Annotated in this window: 13 protein-coding genes and 1 riboswitch; of the genes, 8 read left to right on the top strand and 5 right to left on the bottom strand. The window is 68.0% G+C overall.

The window, feature by feature from the left end; genetic code table 11:
• Window positions 1-184 precede the first annotated feature (184 nt).
• From AC3WQY_RS21745 to AC3WQY_RS21755, 3 genes are all read right to left on the bottom strand, one after another.
• Window positions 185-490, bottom strand: coding sequence for a hypothetical protein (locus AC3WQY_RS21745; RefSeq protein WP_492710658.1), 306 nt, complete (start codon window positions 488-490; stop codon window positions 185-187).
• A gap of 80 nt (window positions 491-570) precedes the next feature.
• Window positions 571-888 carry a contact-dependent growth inhibition system immunity protein gene (locus AC3WQY_RS21750; RefSeq protein ID WP_285235443.1) on the bottom strand — a complete coding sequence of 106 codons (318 nt, stop codon included), beginning with the start codon at window positions 886-888 and terminating at the stop codon, window positions 571-573.
• Window positions 889-1,631: 743 nt separating this feature from the next.
• The gene (locus AC3WQY_RS21755) at window positions 1,632-2,072 is read right to left on the bottom strand and encodes a hypothetical protein (protein ID WP_492710660.1); all 441 of its coding nucleotides are present in this window, start codon (window positions 2,070-2,072) and stop codon (window positions 1,632-1,634) included.
• A gap of 297 nt (window positions 2,073-2,369) precedes the next feature.
• Here AC3WQY_RS21755 and udk point away from each other — a divergent pair, with 297 nt between their 5' ends.
• From udk to AC3WQY_RS21795, 8 genes are all read left to right on the top strand, one after another.
• Window positions 2,370-3,011 carry a uridine kinase gene (udk, locus tag AC3WQY_RS21760; protein WP_285235439.1) on the top strand — a complete coding sequence of 214 codons (642 nt, stop codon included), beginning with the start codon at window positions 2,370-2,372 and terminating at the stop codon, window positions 3,009-3,011.
• A gap of 191 nt (window positions 3,012-3,202) precedes the next feature.
• Entirely contained in the window at window positions 3,203-3,580 is a 378-nt protein-coding gene (locus AC3WQY_RS21765; protein ID WP_492710662.1) for a hypothetical protein, read from the top strand.
• Between the two features lie 45 nt (window positions 3,581-3,625).
• Window positions 3,626-4,906: a TolC family protein gene (locus AC3WQY_RS21770; protein WP_492710664.1), complete on the top strand. Its 1,281-nt coding sequence runs from the start codon at window positions 3,626-3,628 to the stop codon at window positions 4,904-4,906.
• Between the two features lie 14 nt (window positions 4,907-4,920).
• Window positions 4,921-6,216 (top strand): efflux RND transporter periplasmic adaptor subunit, encoded by a 1,296-nt coding sequence (locus AC3WQY_RS21775; RefSeq protein ID WP_492710666.1) that lies wholly within the window; start codon window positions 4,921-4,923, stop codon window positions 6,214-6,216.
• A gap of 13 nt (window positions 6,217-6,229) precedes the next feature.
• Window positions 6,230-9,403 carry an efflux RND transporter permease subunit gene (locus AC3WQY_RS21780; protein WP_492710667.1) on the top strand — a complete coding sequence of 1,058 codons (3,174 nt, stop codon included), beginning with the start codon at window positions 6,230-6,232 and terminating at the stop codon, window positions 9,401-9,403.
• Window positions 9,400-10,338 (top strand): alpha/beta hydrolase, encoded by a 939-nt coding sequence (locus AC3WQY_RS21785; RefSeq protein WP_492710668.1) that lies wholly within the window; start codon window positions 9,400-9,402, stop codon window positions 10,336-10,338. Before AC3WQY_RS21780 ends, AC3WQY_RS21785 begins: the two co-directional genes overlap by 4 nt.
• A gap of 78 nt (window positions 10,339-10,416) precedes the next feature.
• A complete protein-coding gene (locus AC3WQY_RS21790; protein WP_492710669.1) occupies window positions 10,417-11,718 on the top strand; it encodes a hypothetical protein in 1,302 nt (433 codons plus the stop codon).
• A 41-nt stretch (window positions 11,719-11,759) separates the two neighbouring features.
• The gene (locus tag AC3WQY_RS21795) at window positions 11,760-12,506 is read left to right on the top strand and encodes a substrate-binding periplasmic protein (protein ID WP_492710670.1); all 747 of its coding nucleotides are present in this window, start codon (window positions 11,760-11,762) and stop codon (window positions 12,504-12,506) included.
• A gap of 29 nt (window positions 12,507-12,535) precedes the next feature.
• On the opposite strand, the gene AC3WQY_RS21800 is transcribed toward AC3WQY_RS21795, so the two are convergent.
• Both AC3WQY_RS21800 and AC3WQY_RS21805 read right to left on the bottom strand, forming a co-directional pair.
• On the bottom strand, window positions 12,536-12,997 hold the full coding sequence (locus tag AC3WQY_RS21800) for a chemotaxis protein CheW (protein WP_492710672.1): 462 nt from the start codon (window positions 12,995-12,997) through the stop codon (window positions 12,536-12,538).
• Window positions 12,998-13,028: 31 nt separating this feature from the next.
• Window positions 13,029-14,573, bottom strand: a complete 1,545-nt coding sequence (locus AC3WQY_RS21805) for a methyl-accepting chemotaxis protein (protein WP_492710673.1) — start codon at window positions 14,571-14,573, stop codon at window positions 13,029-13,031.
• Window positions 14,574-14,758: 185 nt separating this feature from the next.
• Window positions 14,759-14,854, bottom strand: a riboswitch (cyclic di-GMP riboswitch).
• Window positions 14,855-14,864 lie beyond the last annotated feature (10 nt).

Here is a 14,864-nt window from a genome sequence, read left to right on the forward strand (position 1 = left end):
CGCAAGACGCTCGGCTTCCAAACGCCCGCTGAGCGATTCAGCGAATGTGTTGCGATGACCGGTTGAATCCGCCAGCGGCAGCGGCCATACGACGGGACGAGATCGACGCCCGAAACCGGTCGCTCAACGTTGAACCTGAGCCGCGAGCGGCGGCTTGCCGACGCGAGTCGGCTCGAGCGACTGGTTAGGCGTCAGGCCTTGGAGAACTAGCATTTCTTGCGCCACGAATAGCTACAAAGACAGTACCGGCAAGGATAGCGGCACCAAGAAGCGCCGCTACAGCGCCGGCCACATATGCACTGGCAGCCTCGGAAATAAATGAGAATACAAAGGCAACGACATCCAGTTGCGGCGGCATGAAGCCTGGCCAACGTGCACCCGTAAAGGAGCAAAAGGCGCCGTACAACAAGTAGGCGCTGAACCCACAGCCAAGCAGCGCGCCACCAAGGCCGATTTCACCGTTCGACGAATGCTGAGGCTCCGCGCTCATGTGGGTTGACGCCTAACGTTAAAGATAAGCGGACGAGAAAGCGTAGCTGGCGCAGGTCCGCTCGAGCGCAGGGTTGGGCATCACTTCGCGGCTCCTTTGAAAAACCAAACCATCGACCCAAGAAACTCGCGAGCTTCGTGGGCATTGGCGAACCCGTGGCAGTGTGAGTTGGCATTCCAGAGTTCGAGAACCTCGTGGTCCTTCCTTGCGAGAAGTTCACTGATCTGAGCGGTAAGGCGATGCATTCCGTCTTCGCCTAGCCCTTCGACGATGCTCTGCCAGATGTCCTCGTCTGTCTCGAAGTCGAGGTAGGCGTCCTGGTGGTACCAGCCACCGATGGCGTTCTTGAGCGTAGCCAGTTCGCCCAAATCCGCGAGGTAACTAGGTTCTGCCTTCATGATGCCCAACGTTGAAGCTGAGCCGCGAGCGGCGGCTTGCCGACGCGAGTCGGCTCGAGCGACTGGTTAGGCGGCATTTTGCTTCCTCACTGCGGCCAGAACGCGGAGAAACGCAAGCCGGTGCTTGCATTTGGAGCAGTACGAATCCTTAGTGATTGCCAATGCTTCAGCGGGCCCAACCAAATGAAGCGGGTAGTCAGGCAACGTCCCCGCTGGCAGCCCCCAATGCCCCGGGAAGTAGGAGCCGAAGTCTGCATCGCAGAAGTCGCAAAGAACGAGCTCGTGACCCCAAAGCTCAAAGGAGTTGTATTCATGCTCGTCGCGCCTGAACTCATCCAACTCAGATTCGGAGTGGCCGCAGTCGAAACATGGTGCAACGTCACGTTCTGACAGTGACGTCGAGCAGATTGGGCAGAGAGTGGTGGCCATGACGCCTAACTAGGTTGTAGGGCGACAGATTTGCTGCATAACACCGGAACCTGTCTGCATAACATCGGACGCCTCCCCGGCCTGCATGCCGCGCCATTGCTGGATTATGACCAATGGGCCGTCAATTCACACTGCATGAACAGACCGATGAAACCGGCACGTGGTCAGCTCCATTTGAATCGCCCCGCACTCGGTTGGTACTGGTGATCGAATGGGCTGCCGCGGCACGATCTATGCCGCTTTGTCGGCCTGAAAGCGGTAATCGTTGAACGCCTGCCCTCAGCCTGATCCTGAAGTCCTCCGGGTTCGGCCGCTCATACCTTGGCGAGGAAAGCCGCCGCATCACCAGCTTCGCACTTCCAGTCTGCGAAGACCCCGACCAGATTGCATTCCACGCAGTGGCAAGCGACGTAGTACCAGCGCACGTCATGCGTGCCCTCGTACACGGAGACGCCGGACATCAGCTCGAACACCTCGTTCTCGCACACGCACTCGTGCGTCTCGGGCGCGGCTTCTTCAACGTAGTCTGCGCTGTCGCCCATCAGGTGTTCCTGCCCGCAGTCGGTGCAGGTGCGGATTGCCACACCGGCTTCTTCATCAGTCTGCAGCGCGAAGGTCCGGCACCCGCAATCACATTTGGACGCGGCAAACCTGACGGCCTCATGGCGATTCGCAATGCTGTAGCTGCGCAGTTCGGCTTGGGTGTCGCCGGACGTCGTCCCGTACCAGAACTCGCCCTTCTTCGTCAGTGCCATTGATGCTGCTCCATTCTTCAAGGTGGGCTTCCCGGCAGGCCTGATGCCAGGCTCGCCCCGATCATCTGGATTTTGCCTGCAGGCCCGGCGATCGTCGTCAAGGGCCCGGGTCGGGGTGGTGGCCGACAAGGGCTGCAGACATCCTTAATTAATTGCCGATCTTGGAGATCGCAGCCATCCGGTGGCCTCTCCGATTCGAACGGCTCCTATCAGCCTGATGCGGCCCCCGAGGCCGCTCAACATCTGCCCGCCAGCTTGTACATTTCCAGGCATCGCCCTAGCACGCACCACTTCCTCATGCCCAAAACCCCTCAAAAGCCTTTCGTCATCGGTGTCGCAGGGGGCAGCGGCAGCGGCAAATCGACGGTGACGCGCCAGGTGTTGGCCGCCATCGGGCCGGAGAAGGTGGCGGTGGTGATGCAGGATGACTACTACCGGGACCAGTCCCACATGCCGCCTGAGGACCGGCGCAAGCAGAACTACGACCATCCCGATGCCTTTGACTGGCCGCTGATGGCGCAGCATCTGGCCGCGCTGCGCAAGGGTGAGGCGATCGAGATGCCGGTGTATGACTTCTCGGCCGACAACCGCTCCAGCGAAACCATTACCGTGAAGCCCGCACCGGTGATCGTGGTCGAGGGCCTGTTCGCCTTGTACGACACCAAGCTGCGCAACATGATGTCGCTGAAGATTTATGTGGACACGGCCTCGGACGTGCGGTTCATCCGTCGGCTGCAGCGCGATATTTCGGAGCGTGGCCGCAGCACCGAGTCTGTGGTGCAGCAGTACCTGGAAACCGTGCGCCCCATGCACAAGCAGTTCATTGAGCCGACCAAGCGCAACGCCGACGTGATCCTGCCGCACGGTGCCAACGGTCCGGCGGTGGACATCATCACCACCAAGGTGATGAGCTTGTTGCACGATGACGAGCGTGGCTGAGCCCAGGCGCCCGTCGCTGCGGTGTCCTAGAGGCCGCCGCCGTGGGAGCAAGTAAGAAGTGAAAGCGCTGATCCTCCGCTTGAAAGCCGAAACGGGCTGAGTCACCCAGCACCAGCCACGCCTTGTCGCTCCCCTGCGCGCCGCTTGACACACATCAACCTTCACCGAGCTGCCCGCGCTAAGCTGCGTCCATGGCAATCTCAAAAGGCTTGCGGCGCTGGCTCAGCGGCGCCCTGATGGTGGCGATGCTGTTCATGCAGCTGGCCACCGCTGCCTATGCCTGCCCACAGCTGCAGGAAAGAAAAGACATGCCCGACTGCCAGGGCATGGCCGCCATGGCCGACCCCGCACAGCCCCAGCTCTGCAAGGCCCATTGCACCCAGGCGGCCCAGGCCAGCGCGGCGCATGCCCTGCCGGACCTGCAATGCAACCCCGCCGGCCTGCTGCTGGTGCAACCGCTGCCGGCCGCGCCGGCGCCGGGCTTGCAACTGCTGCAGCGCGCCGCGCCCCCGGCCAGCCACCCGGGTGACCCACCGCTCTACCTTGCGCTCCTGATCCTGCGGAATTGATCGGCGGCAGCGCTGCCTGCCGTTACGCATCAACCGAGGATCACCATGCCTGATGAAGAACTCTGCTTTCTTTTTTCCCTGAAGGCGCCGCGCTCTTGCCTGGCCATCGCCCTGCTGGCCTGCGGCCTGGGCGCCGGGGCGCAGGAGCTGCCGGCCCTGCTGGCGCTGGCGCGCGCGCAAAGCCCCGAAGTCGCGGCCATGCGGCTGGAGGCCGATGCCGCGGCCCAGCGCGTGCAGCCCGCCGGTGCCCTGCCCGACCCGGTGCTGCGCGTCGAGCTGATGGACGTCAACAACTATGGCAGCGAGCGCAGCCCCAACCTGCTGCCCTGGAAGGTCGGCGAGACCAAGTACACCTTGATGCAGACCCTGCCCGGCTGGGGCAAGCGCGAGCTGCGGCGCGAGCAGGCCGACGCCCAGGCCCGCGAGGCCGAGGCGCGCGCCGCGGCCAGCTGGGCCGAGCTGGCGATGCGCGTCAAGAGCAGCTATGCGGAACTCGCCCGCGCCGCCGGCAGCGCAACACTGACGCGTGAATTGCTGGCCCTGGGCGTGCGGCTGGAGCAGGCGGCCCAGCTGCGCTACGCGCAAGGCCTCGCCGGCCAGCAGGATGCCCTGCGCGCCCAGCTGGAGCAGACCGCCATGCGCGGCGAGCTGCTGATGCTGGAGGCCGAGCAGCGCCAGCTGCTGGCCAGGCTCAACGGCCTGCTGGCGCGCCCCGCCGCTACGCCGCTGGCGGACCCGCCCGCCCTGGCCCCGCTGCCGGTGTTGAGCACCGCCGACGCCGCCGGCCTGGCCGAGCGCGCCCGCCTGAACAACCCGCTGCTGCGCGCCGAGCAGGCCCGCCTGGCCGCCGCACGCAAGGGCCAGGAGCTGGTGGACCGCAACCGCTATCCCGACCTCAACGTCGGCATCTCGCCCTCGCAGATGGGATCGCGCATCACCACCTGGGGCCTGATGCTGGAGCTGAATCTGCCGCTGCAGCAGGGTGCGCGGCGCAGCCAGGAGCGCGAGGCCGCGGCCATGGCCGAGGCGGCGCGCGCACGCAGCGAGGCGCTGACGAACCAGCTGCTGGGCGAGCTGGCCGGCCGGCTGGCGGCACTGGAGGCGGCGCGCCAGAGCGAACAGCTGATCGCCCAGCAGATGCTGCCGCAGGCGAATCTGGCCCTGCAATCGGCGCTGGCCGGCTACGAGAGCGGCAAGGCCGAGTTCGCGATGCTGCTGGAGGCCCAGGGCCAGATCCGGCGCAGCCGGCTGGCACTGCTGAAAACCCAGGTTGAGGCCCGCATGGCCCTGGCCGAGATCGAACGCCTGTTGGGAGAAGAGTTGTGAGCAACAACAAGAGCATGCTTTTTTTCCTCGCCGTCATCCTGCTGGCTCTTGCTGCTGCGGGTGGCGGCTACTGGCTCGGCACCCAGACGCAGCATGGCGGCAGCAGCGTTGCCGCCGCGCCGGCCACCTCCGCCGTCGCCCCGGTACGCAAGCCGCTCTACTACCGCAACCCGATGGGCCTGGCCGACACCTCGCCGGTGCCCAAGAAGGATGAGATGGGCATGGACTACATCCCCGTCTATGCCGACGAAGACGAGGCGCCCGCGAGCAGCAACAACGCCGCCACGCTCAAGATCAGCACCGAGAAGATTCAAAAGCTGGGCGTGCGCAGCGAGGCCGCGGCCCTGCGCGTGCTGGGCCGCGGCCTGCGCGCCGCCGGCCGGGTGGAGGCCGACGAGCGCCGCATCGCCGTGGTGGCGCCCAAGTTCGAAGGCTATGTGGAGCGCCTGCACGTCAGCGCCACCGGCCAGTTCGTGGCCAAGGGTCAGGTCTTGTTCGAGGCCTACAGCCCCGAGCTGCTGGCGGCCCAGCGCGAGGTCCTGCTGGCCGCGCAGGGCGCGCAGGCCATGCAACAGGCGGGCAGCGATGCCCAGCGCGGCCTGCAGCAGCTGGCCGAATCCGGCCTGGCCAGGTTGCGCAACTGGGATCTCTCGCCCGCCCAAGTGGCCGCCTTGCAGCAGACCGGCCAGGTGCAGCGCACGCTCAGCTTTGCCTCGCCGGTGTCGGGCATCGTCACCGAGAAGAAGGCCCAACAGGGCATGCGCTTCATGGCCGGCGAGACCCTCTACCAGATCACCGACCTGTCCAGCGTCTGGGTGATCGCCGAGGTGTTCGAGCAAGACCTGGCCCTGGTGAAGCCCGGCGCTGCGGCCACGGTGAGCCTGGACGCCTACCCGAGCCGGCGCTTCACCGGCCGCATCGGCTACATCTACCCCACCCTGAAGGCCGAGAACCGCACCGTGCCGGTACGGGTGGAGCTGGCCAACCCCGGCGGCCTGCTCAAGCCCGCCATGTTCGCCCAGGTCGAGCTGGCGGTGGGCAGCGCGGCGCCGGTGCTGGCGGTGCCCGAATCGGCGGTGCTCGATACCGGCTTGCGCAAGCTGGTGCTGGTGCAGCTCAAGGAGGGCCGCTTCGAGCCGCGCGAGGTCGAGCTGGGCGCGCATGCGCAGGATTATGTGGAGGTGCGCAAGGGCCTGCGGGCGGGCGAGCAGGTGGTGACCTCGGCCAACTTCCTGATCGATGCCGAGAGCAATCTCAAGGCCGCGGTGCAGGGCATGGCGCCGGCCTCGGCAGCCTCTGCGGCTCATTGAGGAGGGCCCAGCCATGCTTCTCACCAAACTGATTCAATGGTCGGGGCGCAACCCGGTGCTGGTGCTGCTGGCCACGCTCTTCATCGTCGTGGCCGGCGTGCTGGCGCTGGCGCGCACGCCGCTGGACGCCCTGCCCGATCTCTCCGACGTGCAGGTGATCGTCTACACCGAGTACCCCGGCCAGGCGCCGCAGGTGGTGGAGGACCAGGTCAGCTACCCCCTCACCACCGCGATGCTGGCGGTACCGCGCTCGAAGGTGGTGCGCGGCTTCTCCTTCTTCGGCGCCTCCTTCGTCTACGTGATCTTCGAGGACGGCACCGACATCTACTGGGCGCGCAGCCGCGTGCTGGAGTACCTGAACTTCGCCGCGAGCCGGCTGCCCAAGGGCGTCACGCCCACGCTGGGCCCCGACGCCACCGGCGTCGGCTGGGTCTACCAGTATGTGCTGCTGGCCAAGAACAAGACCCTGGCCGAGCTGCGCACCATCCAGGACTGGTACCTGCGCTACCAGCTCACCAAGGCGCCGGGCGTGGCCGAGGTGGCTTCGCTGGGCGGCTTTGTGCAGACCTACCAGGTCACCGTCGATCCGATGCGGCTGCGCAGCTACGGCATCCCGCTGGCCAAGGTGGCGCAGGCGATCCGCGACTCCAACCGCGACGTGGGCGGCCGCGTGGTCGAGATGGCCGAGACCGAGTACATGGTGCGCGGGCGCGGCTATCTGCGCGGCAAGGCCGATATCGAGATGCTGGCGCTGAAGAGCGAGGGTGGCGCGCCCGTGCTGATACGCGACGTGGCGCGCGTGGAGCTGGCGCCTGACGAGCGCCGCGGCCTGGCCGAGCTGAATGGCGAGGGCGAGGTGGTGTCGGGCATCGCGATGTCGCGCTACGGGCAGAACGCGCTGGAGGTGATCCACAACATCAAGGCCAAGGTGGCCGAGGTGGCGGCCGGCCTGCCCGAGGGCGTGAGCATCCAAGCCGTCTACGACCGCTCGGAGCTGATCGAGCGCGCCATCGCCACGCTCAAGCGCACCCTGGTGGAAGAGAGCCTGATCGTGGCGGCCGTCTGCGTGGTGTTCCTGATGCATCTGCGCTCGGCCCTGGTGGCCATGCTGATGCTGCCGGTGGGCGTGCTGATGGCCTTCATCGCCATGCACGCGCTGGGCATCAATGCCAACCTGATGAGCCTGGGCGGCATCGCCATCGCGATCGGCGCGATGGTGGATGCGGCCATCGTGATGATCGAGAACGCGCACAAGCACCTGGAACGCCTGCCGGCGGGCCACACGCTGAAGCAGCGCAGCGCCGCCATGCTGGCGGCCTGCCAGGAGGTGGGGCCGGCGCTGTTCTTCTCGCTGCTCATCATCACCGTCTCCTTCCTGCCGGTGTTCACGCTGGAGTCGCAGGAGGGGCGCCTGTTCGCACCGCTGGCCTATACCAAGACCTTCTCGATGGCGGGCGCGGCCCTGCTCTCGGTGACCCTGGTGCCGGTGCTGATGCTGCTGTTCATCCGCGGCCAGGTGATGCCGGAGGCGCGCAACCCGGTGAACCGCTTGCTGATCTGGCTCTACCGCCCGGTGATCGCCTGGGTGCTGCGCTGGCAGAAGCTCAGCATCGCGCTGGCGCTGCTGGTGCTGGGCTGCAGCTGGTGGCCGGCCTCGCAGCTGGGCAGCGAGTTCATGCCCACGCTCAACGAGGGCAGCCTGCTCTATATGCCGGCCTCGCTGCCGGGCATGTCCATCACCAAGGCGGCCGAGGTGATGCAGACCCAGGACAAGCTCATCAAGAGCTTCCCCGAGGTGGCCTCGGTGTTCGGCAAGGCCGGGCGCGCCAACAGCGCCACCGACCCCGCGCCGGTGGAGATGTTCGAGACCGTCATCAACCTCAAGCCCGAGAGCGAGTGGCGGACCGGCATGACGATGGACAAGCTGATCGCCGAGCTGGACGGCGCGCTGCAATTTCCCGGCATCTCGAATGCCTGGACCATGCCCATCAAAGCGCGCATCGACATGCTCTCCACCGGCATACGCACGCCCATCGGCATCAAGGTGTTCGGCCGCGACCTGGCCGAGATGGAGCGCCTGGCGCAGCAGATCGAGCGCGTCGTGAAGGCGGTGCCCGGCACCACCTCGGCCTTTGCCGAGCGCCTCACCGGCGGCAGCTATCTGAACATCGAACCCGACCGCGAGGCGCTGGCGCGGCTGGGCGTCTCGGTGGGCGAGCTGCAGGAGCTGATTGCCACGGCGCTGGGCGGCGAGATGGTCAGCACCGCGGTGGAGGGGCGCGAGCGCTTCGGCATCACGGTGCGCTACCCGCGCGCGCTGCGCAGCAGCCCCGAGCAGATCGCGGCCGAGGTGATGGTGCCGCTGATGAACGGCGGCGTGGTGCCGCTGGGCCAGGTGGCGCGCGTGCAGGTGGCGCGCGGCGCGCCCGGCATCCGCACCGAGAACGCGCTGCTCTCGGCCTATATCTTCGTGGACATCCGCGGCCGCGACATCGGCTCCTATGTGGCCGAGGCGCGCCGCGCGGTGGCCGAGCAGGTGCTGTTCCCGCCCGGCTACTACATCAGCTGGAGCGGCCAGTTCGAGTACATGGAGCGCGCCATCGCCAAGATGAAGGTGGTGGTGCCCATCACCCTGCTGACCATCTTCCTGCTGCTCTACCTGAACTTCCGGCGCCTCACCGAGACCCTGATCGTGATGCTCTCGGTGCCCTTCGCCCTGGTGGGCGGGGTGTGGCTGATGTGGTGGCTGGGTTACAACCTCTCGGTGGCGGTGGCGGTGGGCTTCATCGCCCTGGCCGGCGTGGCCGCCGAGACCGGGGTGGTGATGCTGATCTACCTCGACCATGCCTGGCGCGACGCCCAGGCGCGCTGCGCGGCCGCGGGGCGCGCCGCCGGCGCGTCGGAGCTCTATGCCGCGGTGATGGAGGGCGCGGTGGAGCGGGTGCGGCCCAAGATGATGACGGTGGTGGCCATCATGGCCGGCCTCTTGCCCATCATGTGGGGCAGCGGCGCCGGCTCGGAGGTGATGAGCCGCATCGCCGCGCCCATGGTGGGCGGCATGATCTCCTCCACCGTGCTGACGCTGGCGGTGATACCGGCGCTGTATGCGCTGCTCAAGCGCTGGGAGCTGCGGCGCGGCGCTGCTAAGGTGGCGGACAGCGACACAGCAAGCCCCGCCCAGCCATGAAGCGATGCATCACCCTGGCCCTCGCCGCCACCCTGGGCCTGGGCGCACCCGCCCGGGCCGCCGACGCCCTGCCCCTGCCCGCGGTGGAGAGCGGCCGCATCGAGCGGCTGGAGAACTTCCCCTCCAAGTTCGTCGATGCCCGCCATGTGGACGTCTGGCTGCCCGAGGGCTACAGCCCCGCGCGGCGCTACCAGGTGCTCTATATGCACGACGGCCAGATGCTGTTCGATCCCAACACCAGCTGGAACCGGCAGGCCTGGCAGGTGGACCGCGCACTCGGCCGGCTGATGCAGCAGGGCCAGGTGCCCGACACCCTGGTGGTGGGCATCTGGAACAACGGCCGGTACCGGCATGCCGAGTATTTCCCGCAGAAGTTCCTGCCCTTCATGCCCGCCGACCTGCGCGAGCGCTACATCCGCGAGGCCTTGCAGGGCAAGCCGCTGGCCGATGCCTATCTGCGCTTTTTGGTCGAGGAGCTCAAGCCGGCGATCGACCAGCGCTATGCCACCCTGCCCGATGCCGCCCATACCTTCGTGATGGGCTCCAGCATGGGCGGGCTGATCTCGGTCTATGCGATGAACGAGTACCCGCAGGTGTTCGGCGGCGCGGCCGGCCTCTCCACGCATTGGGTGGGCGCGCACCGGCCCAATGCCACCCTGCCGCTGGCGGCCTACCGCTATCTGCAGGGCGCGCTGGCCGCGCCCGAGGGCCACCGCCTCTACCAGGACCATGGCACGACCGAGCTGGACGCGCTCTACGCGCCCTACCAGCCCTTTGTCGACGAGCTGGTGCGCGAGCGCGGCTATCGTGAGCAGGGCGAGCAGGGCGCGCAGGCCAATTTCCTCAGCCGCGTCTTCCCCGGCAGCGGCCACAACGAGGCCGCCTGGGCCGCGCGGCTGGAGATCCCGCTGCTGTTCCTGCTGGGCCCGCGCTGAGCCGCCGCAAGACAAGGGATTGACGCCGTGCATGCCGGCGGGCAAAAACATGGGGTCACTTGTTGCCAGGAGGATCCCATGACCAGAACTTCGCTTCGCCCGCTCGCCGCCGCGCTGAGCGCCGCCTTTCTTCCCCTGCTCGCGCTCGCGCAGGGCAACAGCCAGCAGGTGGTCAAGCCGCCGCAGGCCCAGGCCTGGATCGATCTCGCCACCTTCAGCGGCATGGGCATGCCGGGGGGCATGGGCGCGGGCGGTGGCGGCAATCCGATGGCGGCGCTGGGTGGCTTGTTCGGCGGCGGCGCCAGGCGCGACGAGGCGAACCGCTTTGGCCAGACCCAGACCATGGCGGCCGGCCGCTGGATGGACGTGACGCTGTACAGCCGCGCCAACCCCAAGCTGGCCGAGGCCCAGCAAAGCGTGCCGCCCGGCTTCATGAGCCCGGCACTCAAGCTGCAGAGCCCGCTGGAGACGCGCGGCGCGCCGCCCGAGCCGGGCGACGAGCGCGTCGTCGAGCCCGAGCAGGAACGCCCCAGGGGCAAGATGCTGCTGTACTGGGGCTGCGGCGACACGGTGCGCCAGGGCCAGCCGCGCGTGATCGATTTCGCCACCGCCACGCCGGCCGAGCTGGCCAAGTTCTTCCAGTCGCGCCGCGCCACCCAGCGCGGCAGCCATGCCGCCAGCGGCCGCCCGCTCTGGCCCAGCCGCGACGACAGTCGCATGGTCCCCGCCGCGGCCTCGCTGGTGGGCGAGCATGCCTACAGCGCCGCCGGCCTGCCCGAGGGCTTTCGCTTCCAGATCCCGGCCGCGCAGGACCTGATGCCCGCCATCGCGCTCAAGCAGCAGGAACAGGACGGCGCCACCCAGCTGAGCTGGCAGGCCCTGCCGACGGCGCGCGCCTACTTCATCTCGGCGATGGGGGCGCGCGACAACCAGGAGATGGTGATCTGGACCAGCAGCGAGCAGCCCGACATGGGCTTCGGCCTGCAGGATTACCAGACCAATGCCGCGGTGGACCGCTGGCTCAAGGAGCAGGTGCTGCTGGCCCCGCAGACCACGCGCTGCAACGTGCCCAAGGGCGTGTTCGGCAGCGGCCAGGGCGCGATGCTGCGCATGATTGCCTATGGCAGCGAACTCAACCTCGCGCACCCGCCGCGCCCCAGCGACGTGAAGATTCCCTGGGAGCCGCAATGGGCGGTGAAGCTGCGCCTCAAGTCGGTGGCCTCGGCCATGCTGGGCATGGACATGGGCGACATGATGATGGAGCAGCGCGGGCGCCCGGCCAAGGGCGACGATGCCGATGAGCCGGCCAAGGAAACGGCAAAGGAGCCGCCCAAGAAGCCCGGCGTGACCGATGTGCTGAAGGGTTTGTTCGGGCGCTGAGGATCAGCGGCGCGGCGATACTGTTGCAGGAGGCAAGCAAGATGCATCGTCGCGAGTTCATGGCGCTGAGCGGCCTGGCGGTGGCGGGCCGCGCGTTCGCTGCGCCCGCGGCCGCACTCATCCGCATGGCCTACTTCGACAAGTACGAGCCCTTCAGCCAGCGCGCGGCCGACGGCACGATGAGCGGGGCGCTGATCGACGGCATCGAGCTGCTGGGCCGCGCCTGCGGCATCGGCTTCGAGCACCACGGCTACCCCTGGGCGCGGGCCCAGCTGCTGGTGGAACGCGGCGAACTCGACGCCCTCTGCACCGTGCCCACGCCGGCGCGCCAGGCCTGGCTGGAGTTCTGCGGCACGCCGCTGGTGAGCCTGGCCTACGGCGTGTTCCACCGCAGCGACGATGCACGCGCCGCCCAGGCCCAGTCACTGGAAGATCTGCGCGCCCTGCGCCTGGGCAGCTACCGCGGCAGCGGCTACAGCCGCGGCCTGCTCAAGATGGACCAGGTGCAGATCGACAACGATGCCGAATCGGTGCTGCGCCGCATCGTGATGGGTTCGCTGGACATCTTCATGGAGAGCGAGCTGATTGCCGGCACGCGCATCAGGCAGCTGGGCCTGGCCGGCAAGATCGGCTTCACGCCCCTGCCCTTCCTGCCACCGGCGCAGTTCTGCTTCGGCCTGCGGCGCAGCCATGCCGATTGCAGCGCCATCGTGGCCCGCATGGAAGCGGCCACGGTGGCGGCGCGCCAATCCGGCGCGCTGCAGAACCTGCTGGCCAAGTACCGCTGAGCGCCTGTTGACGCTCGGCTCGGGCCGCCTCAAGCCGGCAATAGCGCAGGCACGGGCACGGGCGCGGGCGCGCGCGGCGCCTCGCCCAGCAGGGCCGCCACATCGGTGAGCAGGATGCGGCGCTCGCCCAGCAGCGCGATGCTGGCGGCAAGCCCGCCGCCGTTCATCTCGGGTGCGGGCCGGATCGTCTCGGGCGCCAGCTTGACGACATCGTGCACCGCATCGACCACCAGGCCCACCAGGCGGCCGCGCAGATTGGCGATCACCACCACCGTCTGCGCCAGCGGTGCCTGCTCCTCGACGCCCAGCAGCACGCGCGGATCGAGGATGGGCACGATCTGACCCCGCAGGTCGATGATGCCCAGCACATGCAGGGCCGAATTGGCCAGCCGCGTCGGCAGCTCGAAGCTGCGCAGCTCCTGCACGTCGAGGATGGGGATGCCGTACTCCTCCGCGCCGAGGCGGAAGCTCAGGATTTCGTCGTGTTGCATGGGGCGCTCGCTCGCTTGGATTCGCTTGGATTCAGGATGCGGTGTGCACGCGGAAGGTCTGCACCACCGCCGACAGCTGCGAGGCCTGCTCGCTCATGCTGGTGGCGGCGGCGGCACTCTCTTCCACCAGGGCGGCGTTCTGCTGCGTCATCTGGTCCAGCTGGGCCACGGCGGCATTGATCTGGTTCACGCCCTCGGCCTGCTCGGTCGCCGAGCTGGCGATCTCGCCGATGATGTCGCGCACCCGGCTGACGTTCTGCACGATCTCCTGCATCGAGGCGCCCGCCATATTGACCAGCTCGGAGCCGGCGCTGACGCGTTCCACGCTGTCGCTGATCAGGGTCTTGATCTCCTTGGCCGCCTGCGCGCTGCGCTGCGCCAGCGTGCGCACCTCGGCGGCCACCACCGCGAAGCCGCGCCCCTGCTCGCCGGCGCGCGCCGCCTCCACCGCCGCATTGAGGGCGAGGATATTGGTCTGGAAGGCGATGCCGTCGATCACGCCGATGATGTCGCTGATGCGGCGCGAGGACTCGTTGATCTCGCCCATCGTGCTGACCACCTGGCCGACCACGCGGCCGCCCTGCTCGGCGCTGGCGCCGGCCGTGCTGGCGAGCTGATTGGCGACGCGGGCCGAGTCGGCGGACTGGCGGATCGCGCCCGACATCTGCTCCATGCTGGCCGCCGTCTCTTCCAGATTGCTGGCGGTCTGCTCGGTGCGCGCGCTCAGGTCATGGTTGCCGGTGGCGATCTCGCGGCTCGCCACATTGATGTTCTCGGTGCCGGCGCGCACCGCCGCCACCAGCTTGCGCAGCTGGGCCTGCGCCTCGTTGAGCGCCAGCTGCAATTGCGCCAGCTCGTCGTCGCCGCGCACCACGATGTCCTGGGTCAGGTCGCCATGGCCGAAGCGGCGCGCCGCCTGCACGGTCTCGCCGATCGTGCGGGTCAGCTGGCTGACGAAGCGCCAGCACACCACCACCGCCAGCAGCACGGCCGCCAGCGTGAGCGCACCGGCCAGCATGAAGAGCTGGCCGAAGCGCGCCTCCACCTGCGCCTCCAGCTCGTGCAGCTGGCTCAGCTGGGTGTCGGCCAGGGCCTGTACCGCGGCCACGTACTTGTCGGTAATGGGCAGGAACTTGGAGGCGATCAGCGCCTTGGCGGCGGCATCGTCGCCGGCCGTCTTGGCCTTGTTGATCTCCTCGCGCATGGCCAGCCACTCGGAGCGCACCCGGCCCACCTCCTCCGCACCCTGCTTGGACGCGGGCAGCACGGCCCGTTCGTTGAAGCGCTTCTGCGTCTCGGTGGTGCTGCGGCTGGTGGCCGCCATGGCCTCCTTGAAGAAGTCCAGCAGCTGGCTGCCGTCGGCCTGGGCCACCGCCAGCGAACGCGCCGAGTTCTGGCGCACATCGCCCAGCCATTGGTCGGCCAGCTTGAGCAGCTCGGCCTCGCGGTTCATGTCGGCCGTGGCCTCCATCACCTGGCGTGCGCTGAATGCCGCGCTGCCCAGCACGACCAGGAAGATGCCGACCACGAGCGCGAAGCTCAGCGCCAGCCGGGTGGAAAGGTTCAGGGACTTCATGTCGCGTCGCGGCCGCAGCGCGGGAGGCTGGGCATTCCGGTTCGGTCGGCCGCGGTCCGCGCGGCTGCGGTGCCAGCCCTGAGGCCGGCCGGCACGCGCGCATGAAGCATGGGGGAACAAAGGGCGTGATAACGCCTTGACGAGGCGGCCCGGCCCATGCGCGCGGGCGCAGGGGCAGCAACTACCACGGCAACCCCGCTATCGTTTCCCGCCCGAGAGGGCGGAAGGCAGACCGGAGGCTTTGCGACCCTGGCTTTCGCGCAGGTGTGCCAAGCGGCGAATTCTGGTGTT

This window comes from Roseateles sp. FW301-B2, assembly GCF_058788955.1.